Origin of the sequence: Janthinobacterium psychrotolerans, from assembly GCF_001677885.1 — a bacterium.
GTDB classification, from domain to species: Bacteria; Pseudomonadota; Gammaproteobacteria; order Burkholderiales; family Burkholderiaceae_D; genus Janthinobacterium; species Janthinobacterium psychrotolerans.
In genome coordinates this window covers 109016-123120 of sequence record NZ_LOCQ01000049.1, presented here as the reverse complement: position 1 = coordinate 123120, position 14105 = coordinate 109016, and the positions used below count along the sequence as shown (strand labels likewise).

The following is a 14105-nucleotide window of genomic DNA, read 5'->3' as shown; positions in this document are numbered from 1 at the left end:
CTGTTTTTATTGGTGCTGCGGGAAATTAACGTGGCGCCAGTTCAGCCACATAAATTTCCACGCGACGATTGCGGGCGCGGCCGCTGTTGTCGGCGTTCGATGCGATCGGCTCACGTGCGCCGCGGCCTTCGACCACGATGCGGGTCGGCGAGACGCCGCGCATGGCCAGGTAGTCACGCGTGTGGGCGGCGCGTTCGACCGACAGCGGCTCGTTGATCGAGGCGCTGCCGGTGCTGTCCGTGTGGCCGATGATGCTCACGGTAGTGCTCGGGTTCTCGTTCAGGGTGGCGGCAAAGCGGTCGAGGATGGGGCGGAAGTTGCCCTTGATATCGGCGCGGTTGGTGTCGAACGAGATGTCGCTTGGAATTTCCATTTTCAGGCGGTTGTCCGCCGTCTGCGTCACTTGCACGCCGGTGCCCTGGGTGGCTTGTTCCATCGTGCGTTTCTGGTTTTCCATGCGGTTCGACCAGATATTGCCGACTACGGCGCCTGCAGCCGCGCCCAGCAGGGCGCCGCCAGCCGTACGGCCGCTGCTGCCGCCACCGGTGGTGCCGCCGATCAGAGCGCCCAGGCCGGCGCCGATGCCGGCGCCAGTGGCGGTGCCGCGTTGCGTGGATGACATGTCGGCACAGCCGGAAACGGCGACCGTCAGGGCCAGCATGGCGATCACGGACTTGGCGCCAGGGCCGGTTTTGAATGGATTCATGGAGTTTCTCCTTGTGTTGCTTGATGTTGTTATGGACATACCCGGGGGATTACCCGCACACGTTACTGTAAAAAAGCCGGTCTTGCCAGTGCCTGCGCAGATGCAAAGACGGCGCCCGTTTGCACGTGCGCCGCCGCCAGCATCAAGACCAGCCGGCCGCAGCCTCTATAGGCCGCGCCCGCTAATCAGACGCAACAGGATCATGATCACTGCCACGACCAGCAGAATGTGGATGAAGCCGCCAATGGTGTAGGAAGTAACCAGGCCCAGCAGCCAGAGAATGATGAGTACTACTGCGATTGTATAGAGCATGATGTGTCCTCCGTGAGTAATGTGTGGATGACAGCGAGGTGGTGTACCTGTACCGCCATCGGTTTATTTGCCATTTGCGTTGCTGCCGGAGTGACACTCCCTGCAAAACGCTGATGCCATGACGCATTGTCTACTTTGCTGCCAAAACTATCTGTACGGTGTCGTACACAACGCCTACTTATTTGCACTTCCTTGCACATTGGCATGTTCCGCTTCCGCCATGCCTGGCAGCCAGGCCAGCATGCCTGCCATGCCGACGGCGCCGGCCAGGCAGCTGAGCATGCCGCCGGTCAGCAGCAGCATCACGCCGAATACGGGGGCGGCCGCGCCGCCGGGAGCGAGGTCCAGCGCGCAGAAGCCCAGTAGCGTCGCCAGCATGCCGCCGCCGATAAAGCTCAGCCATATCTTGTTGCCAGCCTTGTTATTGTCCACGTCCGCCTCCTTGTATGAGTCACTTTTTAAATTTCCTGAGTGCATCATCTCCTGTTGCAACAGTCTCATCTGTGCGCGAACGAACATGATCAAAAAGAAAACGCCCGGACTGGCCGGGCGTGTGTTCAATCAGCAACGAGAGCTGATGGTCTTAGCCTGCGCGCAGGCCGCCGTTGACTACGCGTACGCGGTCGCCCTGGCGCCAGTTCGGCGCGGCGCTTTGATGCACGGTGCGCGTCTTGCCGTTGTCCAGGCGCACGACGATGTTATAGCTGCGCGTGGCGCGCACGCTGCCTTCGATCTGGTTGCCGGCCACGGCGCCGCCGACGGCGCCCAGCACGGTGGCCAGCTGCTTGCCATGGCCGCCGCCCACCTGGTTGCCCAGCAAGCCGCCGACCACCGCGCCACCAGCGGCACCGACGCCGCTGCCCGAAGCGCGCGTGTTGACTTCATTGATCGATTCGATCACGCCGCAGTTGTTGCAGACCTTCGGTGCGGGCGCAGGCGCGGCCGCGTATTGCTCAGGTTCGGGCTGCGGCTGCGGACGCTGTACCGGCGCTGGCTGCACGGCCAATGGCTGTTGCTGGGGCAGGGCGGCCAGCGGCTGTGTGCCGGCCGGCGGCGCGATCGCTTGCAGGCTGGCCAGCTGTTCGCTGGAGGCGGCGCTGCTCAGGGGCTGGGCTTCGCGGCTGTCCGAAGTGGGCAGCCAGCCCATCAGGGCCGCCGTGCCGACGCCGCAAAACAGCACGACCGCGACGGCGGCCGCCAGGATAAGTGGATGCAAGGATTTGGTGGTAGTGGTCATGAAGTGCTCCTGTTTTAATTGAGTGTATCTGGATGGCTGGCTCCGGGAAGGCCTGGCCTGAATCTTGTTGTTGGTTTGAAAGCCGAGTGTGCGTCGCCACGTGATTCGCTTCCGTGCGTCACCGTACATACAGGGCCAAGGCGGCACCGTAGGCTAAGTAAAAATTATGTCGAGTTGTAACGACACCAAGGAAAAGGCAATGCCATCAATGACCGCTACCATCAACCTGCCCCGCGATGCAGGCCGCTCCGCATTGGCTGCTGCCGCTGCAGGCAACCGCCTGCTGGCCAGCCTGCCGGAGTCCGACCTCAAGCATCTGTCGGCGCTGTTCGATACCGTCACGGTCGACGTCGGCGACGTGCTGTACGAACCGGGCCAGCCGATCAATCATATTTATTTCCCGGGCGACTGCCTGATCTCGCTGCTGGCCGTGGCCGAAGGCCGCATGACGCTCGAAGTGGGTTCGGTCGGCCGCGAAGGCGTGCTGGGCGCGTCCGTGGCGCTGGGCCATGAACTGGCGCAGGTGCGCGCCGTGGTCCAGCGGTCCGGCAGCGCCAGCCGTATTGCCCGCGCCGACTTCTGCGCCGAATTTGCCCAGCTCGAATCCTTGCAGCGCCTGCTGTACCGCTACACCGACACCTTGCTGGCGCAGGCGATCCAGATTGCCGTGTGCAGCCGATTCCATGTGCTCGAAGCGCGGCTGGCCCGCTCGCTGTTGATCACGCGCGACCGCCTGCAGTCCGAAAAATTTCACCTGACGCATGAATTCCTTGCCCACACGCTGGGCGTGCGGCGCGTCGGCGTTACCAAGGCGGCCAGCGCGCTGCAGCAGCAAAAGCTCATTACCTACAGCCGCGGCAATATCGAGATCCTCGATTCGGCAGGGCTGGAAGCGGTCTCGTGCCGTTGCTACGAGCTGGTCAAGGATGCAGGCACGGCCGGCATGGCCAACGTCTTCGTGTAAGGCATGGCATCTGCAGGACACTCCTGTGGCGACGCGGGACGTAAAAAAGCGGGGCGGCTATCACGATAGCCGCCCCGCTTTTTATGGCCAACAATTACTTCGGCTTGACCTGGTTGCCGATCACGCCGCCGACGGCTGCGCCGCCAACTGCGCCAACAGCGCTGCCGCCGGTCAGCACGGAGCCGGCAACGGCGCCGATACCTGCGCCAACGGCGGTGTTTTTATCCTGGCCCGACATATTGGCGCAAGCGGTCAGGCTCAGCACCAGGGCGGCGATGGAAGTGGTAGCGGCGAGTTTTTTAATCGTTTGCATGGTAGTTCTCCTTTAGATTCGGTCCCGTGGCGCCGGCAGGTTGGAGGCCGGTAGTAAGGTACGCCAGTTCAAGCACAGTGACAGAATAGAATTTCATGCCGATAAGATCTGTTCGCCAACGCACATAGGCGTGTAACAAATGTAAAGGCGGCATCCAGGCACGCTCAGCGCGGGATAGCCCGTTCGCCGGTCTTCGGCCTGGCGCCCTGGCGTGCGCGCTGCTGGCCCGGCGGCGGCGCCACCGGTTTGCTGCCGGCCTGGCTCAGCAAGGCGGCGCATTCGCTCTGTTCGCCAGGTCCCGCATTGACCAGCGGCAGCAGGGCGGCAAACGGCGCCACCGCCGCCAGCGCCAGCGCGCCACCGGCGCGCAAGGCCAGCACGCCCTTGTCGACGCTGACGTCGGGGTCGCTGAAGGTGCCTTTGACATACAGGGGCGAGCGCAGCGAAAAGATGCGCACGCCCTTGCTGTCCGGTTTCAGGGTCAGGTCCAGCTGCTCGTTTTCCAGGTTGACGGTGCCGTTGACATGCAAGGTGGCGTCTTGCGTGTCGACAATAAACTGGCGCGTCTGCATCAGGCCATGGGTGACGCCGAAATCGGCCGCCATGCAGTTCAGTCTGACCTGCTTGTCGCCGGCCAGTTTCGCCAGCACCACGCTGCCGATATTGAGCCCCATTTCCTCGAGCAGCAGTTTGCTGACGCTGCCGCCATTGATCAGGGCCTTGACCTCGCCATTCGAGTTGCCCAGCAAGCTGGCCACCGAGTTGCCGGTCGCCGTCAGGGCGGCGTCGCCATTGATCTGGCCGACGCTGGCCTGCAGCGGCGCCAGCTTCGGAAACAGCTGCTTGATCTGCATGCGGCGCGCGCTCGCCTTCAGTTCGGCCGCGATGCCGCCGGTCACCGTTTTGCCGCTGCCGTCCATCCTGATCTGCGAGACCAGGGTGCCGCCGGCGATATTGAAGTTGAGCGGATTGAGCGACAGCACGCTGTCTTTCAGCACGATGTGGGTGTCGACCTGGCTGATCGGCAAGTCGGCGTCGCGCGTGATCTTGTCGGCCGTGTAGCGCACGTCGGCGTCCAGGCTGGTCCAGCGTTCGGTCCTGAATGTTTCTACCGGCAATACGCGGCCGGCTGGCTGCAGGTGGCGCGCGCCGCGCTGCGCCTTGCTGGCGCGGTTGTCCGCGCCCACCAGCGGACCCAGATCGCTGAACTGCAGCAGGCGCGAATGGACGTTGCCGGTCAGGAAATTGCGCGGTTTGCGTTCCGAGTACGTCATCTTGCCTTCGACATCGCTCGATCCCACCTTGCCGCTGAACTTGTCATACACCCAGTCGCCGCCGCCACGCTTGATCACGCCGGTCAGCCGTCCTTGCGCGCTGAAGGGCGGCGTTTCCGGCAGCAGCACGCCCGTCAGCGGATACAGCTGCGCCATGCTGGGCCCGGCTATTTTCAGCAGCACGTCGAGCGCGGCCAGCCGGGTCGGGCGCGTCAAGGTGCCGACGATGGCCAGGCTGGTGCCACCCGAGTGCATTTCGGCCTGCAGCGGAAACGGCGTGCCCTGCTGCCGCAGCGACAGCACGCCACCGGCCTTGCCGCTGCCTTTCACGGGCGCGCCGCGATAGGTGCCGGCCACGGTCCAGGCGATGCCGTAGCGTGGGTCGACGATGGTGTCGACCTCGGCCTTCATGCTTGAATTGGTCACGCCGTCGGTCAGGTACACCGTGCCCTTGCTGAAGACCACGCTTTGCAGCTCGAACTGCCATGCCGAGTCCGGATTCTGTTTTTCAAACGTCCAGTTGTTGTTGCCGTCCTTGCCGCGCAGCAGGCGCACCGCCGGGCTGTCGAAGCGCAGTTCCGGGATCACGATTTTCTTGTTGAGCAAGGCCAGCGGATTGAGCGAGAAGGCCAGCTGGCTGACACGGGCCGAATCGGGATGGCCCGGCTCGGCCGTGATGCCGGCGGGATTGCCCATGCGCACACTTTGCGCCTGCAGATGCGGCCAGGGCAGGTAGTCGCGCCAGCCGCGCTGGCCCGTTACCGCCGGCTGCCGCCAGGTCAGCGACAGGTCGCCATCGATCACGAGGGGCCGGCCCAGCGCTTCGCTGGTGCGGGCGCTGAGCCAGGGCTTGGCGCGGTTCCAGTCGGCATTCATCAGCACGACGAGGGCGACGGCGGGCACGACAACGAGCAGGCCGGCGCTGGACAGCGCGATCTTGGCGCGGCGCGACTTGGGGAGCGGCAGGTGAGGCATGGATCAATTCTTTCTGATGGAACGCGGCGGTGGCGCGGGGCGCGGCAGTATGCCCGATGCTACAGGAAACAGGGCGCGCGCACGCCCCTTTGTACGCTGGCGCACGTTGCCGCCGTGACTATTGTCGCTTTCTTACGCTATGTGCGGCACCGAACTGATAGTGCCCGTACCAGGGGCTATAACGTCATACATCAGGCGCCGCTTCATGCATCCAGTGCGGCGCGGTAAGACCAGTTTTGATGCAAACCCCCGTTATCCACTATGTTCTCCAGGAGAAAAAAAATGACAAACCGAGATCTTTTCAAATTCCCCCTGACCGCACTGGCCGCCTGCGCCACCGCCGCCGTGCTGATGACCGGCTGCGCCAGCCAGAAAACCCCGGCCACGGCCGATGTGGCCGTGTCGCGCGCCGCACTGGACAATGCGGCCAGCGCCGGCGCCGCCGAACTGGCGCCCGATGAAATGCGTTCGGCCCGCGAAAAAATGATGCGCGCCAACCAGGCCCTGAAAGACCGCGACTACAAGCTGGCGCGCGAACTTGCCGACCAGGCGCAGGCGGACGCCAAACTGGCGCAAAGCAAGGCCAACTCGACCAAGGCCACCACCGCCGCCGACGAAATCAACGAGAACATCCGCGTCATGCGCGAAGAACTCAACCGCGCCAACATGCAAGCTCCCCAACAATAACAACAGGAACCACACATCATGAAAAAAGCTCACTACACCACCATTCCCGGCCTGCTGGCCATGGCTGCCCTGGTTGCCGCTTGCAGCTCCGCACCGACCACCACCAGCCTGCTCGACCAGACGCGCGGCGACTACATGGCCGCCCAGTCGAACCCGATGGTATCGACCTATGCCGCACGCGAATGGCGTGACGCCAGCGCCGCGCTGGAAGCGGCAAACGCCGCCGCCACGCGCCAGGAAGACAAGGAACAGGTCGACAAGCTGGCCTATCTGGCCAAGCAAAAAATCGCCACCGCACAAGAAGTAGCCAAACAGAAAGCTGCTGAAGCCGATGTGGCCAATGCCGGCAAGCAGCGCGACGAACTGCGCCTGGAAGCGCGCACCCAGCAGGCTGACCAGGCCACCGCCCGCGCCCAGGCTGCGCAAGCGGCTGCCGAAGCGGCCAAGGCGCAAGCCCAAAGCGCTGAAATGGCGACCCGCGACGCCCAGGCGCGCGCCGCCGCGCTGGAAGTGCAGCTGGCCGACCTGGCCGCCAAGAAAACCGAACGCGGCATGATCATCACCTTGGGCGACGTGCTGTTCGGCACCGACAAGGCCAACCTGACGGCCGATGGCATGAACACGGCGCGCAAGCTGGCCGACGTGCTGAAAAACAATCCGCAGCGCACCGTGCTGATCGAGGGTTTCACGGACAGCACCGGCAGCTCGGCGCATAACCTGGAATTGTCGCAGCGCCGCGCCGAATCGGTGCGTAATGCTTTGCTGGAACAGGGCATCGCCCGTGACCGCATCGCCACGCGCGGCTATGGCGAAGCTTACCCTGCGGCGGGCAACGATAACGCCGGCAACCGCCAGCTCAATCGCCGCGTGGAAATCGTGCTGTCGGAAGACAACACGGCTATTCCCGCCCGTCGTTAATTTGAACTGATTGGTGTCAAGCGCAGCGGGGGCAAGCGCCTTTGCTGCGGCAGTACCAAGGCAGCGCCGGCCCTGTTTGGCTGGCGGATACCCACGCTAGAATTGAGAGGAAAATTATGTCCGATACTTCAGTTGCCACTCCTTCGGGAATCGATACGGCCGCCATCCGCGCCGCCGCCAGGAATCTTGACGACGGCGCCGTCACCGAAGGCTACCAGGCCAATCGCCAGGAAGTAATCACCATGTTGAATGGCGCCCTGGCTACCGAGCTGGTGTGCATTGCGCGCTACAAGCGCCATTACTACACGGTGAGCGGACGTGATAACGGCACCATCAAGGCCGAGTTCCTCGAACATGCCGAGCAGGAACAGGAACACGCCGACTGGCTGGCCGAACGCATCGTTCAATTGAACGGCAAGCCAGATTTTAATCCGGCAACATTGCTTGAGCGCAGCCATGCCGAGTATGATGACTCCGACGACGTGCAAAGCATGGTCAAGGCCAATCTGATCGCCGAGCGCGTGGCGATCGAATCGTACCGCCAGATGATCGTCAAGATCGGCGAAACGGATCCGACCACGCGTCACTTGTTGATCAAGATCATGGCCGTCGAAGAAGAGCACGCCGATGACATGCGCGATCTGATGGAATAAGCGTTCATCGTCACGTTGTCACAAGAAATTACATTCATCCACAGCTGAGGAGTTTAACCATGTTGGAAAACAATATCACCACCGTCAATAACGATGTCAAAACCCTGGTGAAAGATGCCCAGGCCCTGTTCAGCGCCGCTGCCGCCCTGACCGGCGAAAAAGCCGACGAAGTGCGCGTCAAGGGCATGAAAACCCTGGACGCCGCCCTGGTCAAGGCGCATGAGGCGCAAGCGGCCGCCATCGTGTCGGCCAAGGAAATCGCCTCCCAGGCCGATGGCTATGTCAAAGAAAACCCATGGCGCACGGTGGCCCTCGCCGCTGGCGTCGGCGTACTGGCTGGCTTTATCCTGGGCCGCAAGTAATCACTCGGGAGCGATATGGACAAGTCTGCTTCGTCTCACCAGGGGCCGGGATTGATCGCCTCGATCGCCGGCCTGGCCAGAAACGCGGTCGGACTGCTGTTGTCGCGGCTGGAACTGGCAAGCATCGAATTGTCGGAAGTGCGCACGCATCTGCTGCAACTTGTCGTCATTTTCGCCCTGGCGATGGTGGCAGGCCTGTTTGCCATCGCGTATGGCAGCGTGCTGGTGGTCTTCCTGGCCTGGGATAGCCTGGGCTGGAAGATACTGCTGATCATGACGGCGGTGTTCGCGCTGCTGGCGGTCGGTCTCGTCCTGTATGCGCGATCAATGCTGCGTCAAGGTAAGCTTTCACTGCCAGCCACCATGGCTGAATTGAAAGCCGACCGCGACATGCTGATCTAGTACCAGCTGGCAAGGCCCGCACGGAATCGCTTCCCTGCGGGCCTTGCCTCTGCCATGCTGCCCAAGGAGGAATACCCATGTCGGAACACGACAAAATCGCGCTGCAAGCGGCGCGCAAGCGGCAACTGATCGCCGAAGGCGAACTGTACCGCGTAAGCATCGTGCATGCCCGCGCCAATCTGAGCCATGCGCTGCGCCCGGAAACCGTACTGCAGGGCGTGATGCACACGGTGACCGGCTTTGCCGGCCATCGCGTCGAATCCCTGCTGGCGCCAGGCGGCTTTCGCCTGCAAAGCCTGATGCCGTATGCGATGACGGCGCTGTCGTTCATCGGCCGCAAGAAGCTGGTCAAGCCGGCGCTGGGGCTGGTGGCCATTGCCGCCGTCGCCGCAGCCTGGCTGCGCCGCAAGCACTGAGCCATCAATACTGTCCGCAACGCCGTCATTGACGGCGTTTTTTTTGGCCGCGTGCTTCGCTGCGCCCCTGCGCGCGATCCCTTACAATGAATGACGGTGCAACCTTGCACGCCAGAGCCCGGAGCTATCTTGACGACCATGATCAATCCCTTGAATCCCGCGCGCATGCGCATCGTGCTGGTGCTGCAGGGCGGCGGCGCGCTGGGCGCCTACCAGGCCGGTGTCTACCAGGCGCTGCACGAACATGCGCTGGCGCCGGACTGGGTGGTGGGCACCTCGATCGGCGCCATCAACGCGGCCATCCTGGCCGGCAACAAGCATGAAGACCGGCTGGTGCGCCTGAAGGAGTTCTGGCAGCGCATCTCGCACCGCGACAGCATCGACATGACGCGCGTCGGTGACGCCCAGCGCCGCTCGAATATCTGGCTGGCCACGCTCGACACGGTACTGCGCGGCGTGCCCGGTTTTTTCAAACCACGCCTGTTCAGCCTGTTTCCGGCCGGCCTGGCCGTGCCGCCCGAAGAGGCGAGCTACTATGACACCAGCGAGCTGGCCACCACCCTGGAAGAACTGGTCGATTTCGATTACCTGAACCAGCCCGGCGGCATGCGGCTGTCGGTCAATGCGCTGCGCGTCAAATGCGGCAGCCTGCACAGTTTCGACAGCCAGCACCAGCGCCTGAACGCCGACCATATCCGTGCCAGCGGCGCCTTGCCGCCCGGCTTTCCCGGCGTGCGCGTCGATGGCGATCTGTACTGGGACGGCGGCCTGTATTCGAACACGCCGCTCGAAACCGTGCTTGACGACACGCCGCATGTCGACACGCTGGTCTTCATGGTCGACTTGTGGAGTTCGGAAGGGCCGGAGCCGACCACGCTGGACGAAGTGCAGACCCGGCAAAAAGACGTGACGTTCGCCTCGCGCTCGAAGCGCCATATCGAAGACTACGTCAACACGCACACCTTGCAGCACAAGCTGCGCGAGCTGTACGCGAGGCTACCCGACACGGCCCAGAACCGCCAGCAGACCGAAGAGCTGATCGCGCTGGGCTGCGACAGCACCATGCATATCGTGCGCCTGCCGTATGCGGGGCGCGACTGGCACATGGCGGCCAAGGACATCAATTTTTCAAAAGGGTCGATCGAGTGGCGCTGGGAGCAGGGCTACCAGGATGGCCTGCGGGCCGTCAAGGCGGCCGGCTGGCTGGCGTTTGTCACGGAAGACACGCCGCTGGTGGTGCATGAGCTGCCCCCGTATGAGCGCAGCACGGTCTGAAACTTACTTCGGATGGGCCGCATCGCGCAGGGCCTGGGCATTGGCCATGTCCTGGCGGTAGGTTTCCTGCGCCGTTTTCAGGCAGGCGCTGCGATCAGCGGGCGGTTCCTGGCGGCAGGCTTTTTTCGCTTCACCGAGCGCGGCCGCGATTTCCTTGTGCAAGGTGCGCAACTGCGCTTGCGGCGTAGTGTCGGCCTGGTACCAGCGGGCCGGGTCGCCTGCTTGCGGCGTGGTGCTCTGCGCATGAGCCATGGCTGCCAGGCAGGACAGCAGCACGGAGGATGCGGTGACTGCAAATCGCTTCTTCATGTTATTTCCTTTCATATGCAAAAGGCGCCGCAGCGCCTTTTGTTATAGCCGGCCTGTCAGTAGCAGCAGGATCAGGATCACGACGATCAGGCCAGCCACGCCGCTGGGACCGTAGCCCCAGCTGCGGCTGTGCGGCCAGGTCGGCAGCACGCCGATCAGTGCCAGAATCAAAATGACCAGAATAATGGTACCCATGGTAGCTCCCTGTATTTTTAGTTGTAGTTGCGGGCGGCCCGCCAGGGCCGTCCCGCGATGATCAGCAGTGATTAATAACGGTAGACGCGGCCATCGATGACACGTACGCGGTTGCCCGGGTTCAGGTCATAGATGCTGTCCTGCACCACATTGCGGTACTGGCCATTGTCCAGGCGCACATTGATCTGGTAGCTCTGCGCCTGTTGCTGGCGGCCTTCGACCTGGTTGCCGACCACGCCACCGGCAACGGCGCCGGCGACAGTGGCGGCGGTGCGGCCGCTGCCCGAACCGATATTGCTGCCCAGCAGGGCGCCGGCGATGCCGCCGACCACGGCGCCCGCGCCGCTGGTCTGGCCGCGGCCCTGGACCGCCTGGATCGAATCGATGGTGCCGTAGGTGGCCGACTCAGGCTGGGAACCATTGTAGTTTTGCGATGGGGAAGTATTGGCGCAACCGCTGAGGACGGCGGTCGCGGCAAGCATCAGTGCAGCCAAGGTGGCGTTGGTTTTCATTTTATTCTCCTGACGTTGTGAAAGTGCATGGCGCCATCTTAGGCAGCGCAATCATGTCGGTCTGTACGCTGCCGCACGTACTTATTTGTTGCCTGATTTCCATATTCAAATGTGGCGCACAGGTTTTTTTGTTGTTATCCGGCCCATCTTTGCATCGTGTGGCGAAATTCGCCAGCTTGTGTACGGCAGCGTACAGAAGACTGTGGCCGATCCCCGTAAAACGGTAGTCATGCCACACAGATCGGCAAAAGATCATCTACCAGGGAGCAACACATGAATAACAAAAATATCCGCAAGACTTTCGCCGCAGTCCTCGTCGGCATTGCCTGCGCCACTTTGGGCAGCGCCGCCATGGCCGCCACGCCGGAAGCGAAGGCCGCTTACAAAACGGCCAACGACCAGGCCGGTGTCAATTACAAGGCGGCCCATGCCGAGTGCGAAAAAATCACCGGCAACCCGAAAGATGTCTGCATCGCCGAAGCGAAGGCCGTGCGTGCCTACGATGAAGCGGTGGCACAGGCCCAGTACACCAATACCTTGCGTGCCTACACCAAGGCGCGCATCAAGATCGCCGATGCCAACTATGACGTCGACCTCAAGCGCTGCGACGCGCTGACCGGCAACGACAAGGATGTCTGCGTCAAGCTGGCCAAGTCGACCAAGGTGGCGGCCCTGGCCGATGCCAAGGCGGACAAGAAGGTTATCGAAGCGCGCAGCGATGCACGTGAAGACAAAAGAAAAGCCGAGTACAAGGTCGCCACTGAAAAGTGCGACGCCTTGGCCGGCGCAGCCAAAGATGAATGTGTAAAGGCTGCAAAGACCCAGTTCGGTTACTGAATCCGGACTGTGATAAAAAGCTCATTTCGAGCACCCTGATTGACCACTCCTAAAAAGGAAAATACCATGAAATTCACCAAATCTATCGCTACTGGCCTGTTCGTCGCTTCCCTGTTCGCCGTTGCTGGCTGCGCTTCGACCCCGACCAAAGAAGGCACGGGCGAATACGTGGACGACGCACTGGTCACCACCAAGGTCAAGGCCAGCATCATCAACGAGCCTACCCTGAAAGCCACCGAAATCAACGTGGAAACCTTCAAGGGCGTGGTCCAGCTGAGCGGCTTCGTTGCCCAGCCAGGTGATGCCGCCAAAGCCGGCGAAATCGCCCGCGGCGTCAAAGGCGTGAAATCGGTCAAAAACGATATCCGCATCAAGTAATTGCCAGCCCCGCCAGAGCGCCTGCCATGACGGCAGGCACCCTGGCCCTCCACAGAACGCAGCGGGAGTCTCATGAACCACCCAGCCGATATCCATTCCAAGTCGGTTGAAGCCGGTCCGACAGAGCCTGCCGCCCTCCCTTCCGTGGAGCATCCCGACCCGGCCTTGCGCCTGCCGCTGCATGTCAATGCGCGCGGCCTGGCGCTCGGCATCATCGCCACTGTGAGTTTTGTCTACGCGCTGCAGTGGGCGCAGAAGTTCCTGATTCCCGTTATCTTCGGCATCTTCATTGCCTATACCCTCAATCCGCTGGTCGCCTGGCTGGAAAAGATCCGCTTGCCGCGCGCCATCGGCGCCACCGTCGTCACGGCCCTGATCCTGTTTGGCTCGATCGTCGTCATCGAGCGCGTGCAGGGCGAATTCGAATCCATCGTCGAAGAACTGCCGGCCGCCACGCACAAGCTGGCGCGGCTGATCGCCGCCAATACGGGCGGCAAGGAAAGCACGTTTCAAAAGATGCAGGCCGTGGCCAATGAAATCGAGCAGGTGGCCGCCGGCGCCGAAGCGCGCCGCAACGTGCGCCGCGCCGCCGCCGCCGAAGGCCCGAATTTCAAGATCATGGACTGGGTCTGGGCCGGCTCGCTGGGCCTGATGGGCTTTGTCAGCCAGGCTACCATGGTGATCTTCCTGGTGTTCTTCCTGTTGCTGTCGGGCGACACGTTCAAGCGCAAGCTGGTCAAGCTGACCGGGCCGTCGCTGAGCCGGAAAAAAGTCACTGTGCATATCCTGGAAGACATCAATACCTCGATCCAGAACTATATGTTCATGCTGCTCGTCACCAATGTATTGCTGGCGCTGCTGATGTGGGTCGTGCTGCACCTGATCGGCCTGGAAAACGCGGGCGCCTGGGCCATCATGGCCGGCTTGCTGCACATTATTCCGTATTTCGGCCCCTTGCTGATCACGATTGCCACCGGCCTGGTGGCGTTTCTGCAGTTCGAATCGCTGGAAATGGTGCTGCTGGTGATGGCCACCTCGCTGGGCATCGCCACCCTGGTCGGCACCTTTGTCACCACCTGGATGACCGGGCGCATCGCGCGCATGAACCCGACGGCGGTGTTTGTCAGTCTGCTGTTCTGGGGCTGGCTGTGGGGTGTATGGGGCTTGCTGCTCGGCGTGCCCATTATCGTCATCGTCAAGGTGGTGGCCGAGCGCGTGCAGGGGATGGAAGTGGTGGCGGAGCTGCTGGGAGAGTAGGTAGGTCGGTAGGTCGGGTAGGTCGGGTTAGCCGGCAGGGCGTAACCCGACACCGCCAGTGATGCCATAACGGCGGGCCGCAGACGCGGGCCTGAGAAAATGCCGATGGCGGCGTTGCAGCTC

At 62.5% G+C, this 14105-nt stretch carries 20 protein-coding genes; 11 read left to right on the top strand and 9 right to left on the bottom strand.

What is annotated here, in order from left to right; translation table 11 throughout:
* Positions 1–25 precede the first annotated feature (25 nt).
* The 4 genes from ASR47_RS08035 to ASR47_RS08025 form a co-directional block, all read right to left on the bottom strand.
* The gene (locus ASR47_RS08035) at positions 26–661 is read right to left on the bottom strand and encodes a YiaD family glycine zipper/OmpA-like lipoprotein (RefSeq protein WP_065307297.1); all 636 of its coding nucleotides are present in this window, start codon (positions 659–661) and stop codon (positions 26–28) included.
* A 210-nt stretch (positions 662–871) separates the two neighbouring features.
* The gene (locus ASR47_RS26955; protein WP_121670992.1) at positions 872–1018 is read right to left on the bottom strand and encodes a lmo0937 family membrane protein; all 147 of its coding nucleotides are present in this window, start codon (positions 1016–1018) and stop codon (positions 872–874) included.
* Between the two features lie 174 nt (positions 1019–1192).
* A complete protein-coding gene (locus ASR47_RS08030) occupies positions 1193–1450 on the bottom strand; it encodes a hypothetical protein (RefSeq protein ID WP_065307236.1) in 258 nt (85 codons plus the stop codon).
* Positions 1451–1601: 151 nt separating this feature from the next.
* Entirely contained in the window at positions 1602–2255 is a 654-nt protein-coding gene (locus tag ASR47_RS08025) for an outer membrane lipoprotein (protein WP_065307235.1), read from the bottom strand.
* A 208-nt stretch (positions 2256–2463) separates the two neighbouring features.
* On the opposite strand from ASR47_RS08025, the gene ASR47_RS08020 reads away from it, so the two are divergent.
* Positions 2464–3219 (top strand): Crp/Fnr family transcriptional regulator, encoded by a 756-nt coding sequence (locus ASR47_RS08020; RefSeq protein WP_065307234.1) that lies wholly within the window; start codon positions 2464–2466, stop codon positions 3217–3219.
* Positions 3220–3313: 94 nt separating this feature from the next.
* On the opposite strand, the gene ASR47_RS08015 is transcribed toward ASR47_RS08020, so the two are convergent.
* Together ASR47_RS08015 and ASR47_RS08010 are read right to left on the bottom strand one after the other, a co-directional pair.
* Positions 3314–3532, bottom strand: coding sequence for a glycine zipper 2TM domain-containing protein (locus ASR47_RS08015; protein ID WP_065307233.1), 219 nt, complete (start codon positions 3530–3532; stop codon positions 3314–3316).
* A gap of 164 nt (positions 3533–3696) precedes the next feature.
* Positions 3697–5781, bottom strand: coding sequence for an AsmA family protein (locus ASR47_RS08010; protein ID WP_065307232.1), 2085 nt, complete (start codon positions 5779–5781; stop codon positions 3697–3699).
* A gap of 282 nt (positions 5782–6063) precedes the next feature.
* Between ASR47_RS08010 and ASR47_RS08005 the strand changes: the two genes are divergently transcribed.
* The 7 genes from ASR47_RS08005 to ASR47_RS07975 all read left to right on the top strand — a co-directional run bounded on the left by ASR47_RS08005 (position 6064) and on the right by ASR47_RS07975 (position 10494).
* A complete protein-coding gene (locus tag ASR47_RS08005; protein ID WP_065307231.1) occupies positions 6064–6468 on the top strand; it encodes a DUF4398 domain-containing protein in 405 nt (134 codons plus the stop codon).
* A gap of 18 nt (positions 6469–6486) precedes the next feature.
* Positions 6487–7386 carry an OmpA family protein gene (locus ASR47_RS08000; RefSeq protein WP_065307230.1) on the top strand — a complete coding sequence of 300 codons (900 nt, stop codon included), beginning with the start codon at positions 6487–6489 and terminating at the stop codon, positions 7384–7386.
* A gap of 116 nt (positions 7387–7502) precedes the next feature.
* Positions 7503–8039 carry a ferritin-like domain-containing protein gene (locus ASR47_RS07995; protein WP_065307229.1) on the top strand — a complete coding sequence of 179 codons (537 nt, stop codon included), beginning with the start codon at positions 7503–7505 and terminating at the stop codon, positions 8037–8039.
* Between the two features lie 59 nt (positions 8040–8098).
* Positions 8099–8401: an ElaB/YgaM/YqjD family protein gene (locus ASR47_RS07990; protein ID WP_065307228.1), complete on the top strand. Its 303-nt coding sequence runs from the start codon at positions 8099–8101 to the stop codon at positions 8399–8401.
* 15 nt (positions 8402–8416) lie between these two features.
* Positions 8417–8803 (top strand): phage holin family protein, encoded by a 387-nt coding sequence (locus ASR47_RS07985; protein ID WP_065307227.1) that lies wholly within the window; start codon positions 8417–8419, stop codon positions 8801–8803.
* 77 nt (positions 8804–8880) lie between these two features.
* Positions 8881–9219, top strand: coding sequence for a hypothetical protein (locus ASR47_RS07980; protein ID WP_065307226.1), 339 nt, complete (start codon positions 8881–8883; stop codon positions 9217–9219).
* A gap of 138 nt (positions 9220–9357) precedes the next feature.
* Complete coding sequence (locus ASR47_RS07975) at positions 9358–10494, top strand: patatin-like phospholipase family protein (RefSeq protein ID WP_065307225.1); 1137 nt, start codon at positions 9358–9360, stop codon at positions 10492–10494.
* A 3-nt stretch (positions 10495–10497) separates the two neighbouring features.
* Here ASR47_RS07975 and ASR47_RS07970 read toward each other — a convergent pair whose 3' ends face one another.
* The 3 genes from ASR47_RS07970 to ASR47_RS07960 form a co-directional block, all read right to left on the bottom strand.
* Complete coding sequence (locus ASR47_RS07970) at positions 10498–10803, bottom strand: hypothetical protein (protein ID WP_065307224.1); 306 nt, start codon at positions 10801–10803, stop codon at positions 10498–10500.
* 42 nt (positions 10804–10845) lie between these two features.
* A complete protein-coding gene (locus ASR47_RS07965; RefSeq protein ID WP_065307223.1) occupies positions 10846–10998 on the bottom strand; it encodes a DUF3309 family protein in 153 nt (50 codons plus the stop codon).
* Positions 10999–11069: 71 nt separating this feature from the next.
* A complete protein-coding gene (locus ASR47_RS07960; RefSeq protein ID WP_065307222.1) occupies positions 11070–11510 on the bottom strand; it encodes an outer membrane lipoprotein in 441 nt (146 codons plus the stop codon).
* Between the two features lie 273 nt (positions 11511–11783).
* Between ASR47_RS07960 and ASR47_RS07955 the strand changes: the two genes are divergently transcribed.
* The 3 genes from ASR47_RS07955 to ASR47_RS07945 all read left to right on the top strand — a co-directional run bounded on the left by ASR47_RS07955 (position 11784) and on the right by ASR47_RS07945 (position 13982).
* Complete coding sequence (locus tag ASR47_RS07955) at positions 11784–12347, top strand: hypothetical protein (RefSeq protein WP_065307221.1); 564 nt, start codon at positions 11784–11786, stop codon at positions 12345–12347.
* Between the two features lie 66 nt (positions 12348–12413).
* A complete protein-coding gene (locus ASR47_RS07950; protein WP_065307220.1) occupies positions 12414–12725 on the top strand; it encodes a BON domain-containing protein in 312 nt (103 codons plus the stop codon).
* A gap of 165 nt (positions 12726–12890) precedes the next feature.
* Positions 12891–13982: an AI-2E family transporter gene (locus tag ASR47_RS07945; RefSeq protein WP_065307296.1), complete on the top strand. Its 1092-nt coding sequence runs from the start codon at positions 12891–12893 to the stop codon at positions 13980–13982.
* Positions 13983–14105: the final 123 nt, after the last annotated feature.

What these genes read in the sequence shown, in the direction of transcription:
- ASR47_RS08035 (WP_065307297.1), bottom strand. Translation starts at nt 661, where the DNA reads ATGCTGGCCCTGACGGTCGCCGTTTCCGGCTGTGCCGACATGTCATCC.
- ASR47_RS26955 (WP_121670992.1), bottom strand. Translation starts at nt 1,018, where the DNA reads ATGCTCTATACAATCGCAGTAGTACTCATCATTCTCTGGCTGCTGGGC.
- ASR47_RS08025 (WP_065307235.1), bottom strand. Translation starts at nt 2,255, where the DNA reads ATGACCACTACCACCAAATCCTTGCATCCACTTATCCTGGCGGCCGCC.
- ASR47_RS08020 (WP_065307234.1), top strand. Translation starts at nt 2,464, where the DNA reads ATGACCGCTACCATCAACCTGCCCCGCGATGCAGGCCGCTCCGCATTG.
- ASR47_RS08015 (WP_065307233.1), bottom strand. Translation starts at nt 3,532, where the DNA reads ATGCAAACGATTAAAAAACTCGCCGCTACCACTTCCATCGCCGCCCTG.
- ASR47_RS08010 (WP_065307232.1), bottom strand. Translation starts at nt 5,781, where the DNA reads ATGCCTCACCTGCCGCTCCCCAAGTCGCGCCGCGCCAAGATCGCGCTG.
- ASR47_RS08005 (WP_065307231.1), top strand. Translation starts at nt 6,064, where the DNA reads ATGACAAACCGAGATCTTTTCAAATTCCCCCTGACCGCACTGGCCGCC.
- ASR47_RS08000 (WP_065307230.1), top strand. Translation starts at nt 6,487, where the DNA reads ATGAAAAAAGCTCACTACACCACCATTCCCGGCCTGCTGGCCATGGCT.
- ASR47_RS07995 (WP_065307229.1), top strand. Translation starts at nt 7,503, where the DNA reads ATGTCCGATACTTCAGTTGCCACTCCTTCGGGAATCGATACGGCCGCC.
- ASR47_RS07990 (WP_065307228.1), top strand. Translation starts at nt 8,099, where the DNA reads ATGTTGGAAAACAATATCACCACCGTCAATAACGATGTCAAAACCCTG.
- ASR47_RS07985 (WP_065307227.1), top strand. Translation starts at nt 8,417, where the DNA reads ATGGACAAGTCTGCTTCGTCTCACCAGGGGCCGGGATTGATCGCCTCG.
- ASR47_RS07980 (WP_065307226.1), top strand. Translation starts at nt 8,881, where the DNA reads ATGTCGGAACACGACAAAATCGCGCTGCAAGCGGCGCGCAAGCGGCAA.
- ASR47_RS07975 (WP_065307225.1), top strand. Translation starts at nt 9,358, where the DNA reads ATGATCAATCCCTTGAATCCCGCGCGCATGCGCATCGTGCTGGTGCTG.
- ASR47_RS07970 (WP_065307224.1), bottom strand. Translation starts at nt 10,803, where the DNA reads ATGAAGAAGCGATTTGCAGTCACCGCATCCTCCGTGCTGCTGTCCTGC.
- ASR47_RS07965 (WP_065307223.1), bottom strand. Translation starts at nt 10,998, where the DNA reads ATGGGTACCATTATTCTGGTCATTTTGATTCTGGCACTGATCGGCGTG.
- ASR47_RS07960 (WP_065307222.1), bottom strand. Translation starts at nt 11,510, where the DNA reads ATGAAAACCAACGCCACCTTGGCTGCACTGATGCTTGCCGCGACCGCC.
- ASR47_RS07955 (WP_065307221.1), top strand. Translation starts at nt 11,784, where the DNA reads ATGAATAACAAAAATATCCGCAAGACTTTCGCCGCAGTCCTCGTCGGC.
- ASR47_RS07950 (WP_065307220.1), top strand. Translation starts at nt 12,414, where the DNA reads ATGAAATTCACCAAATCTATCGCTACTGGCCTGTTCGTCGCTTCCCTG.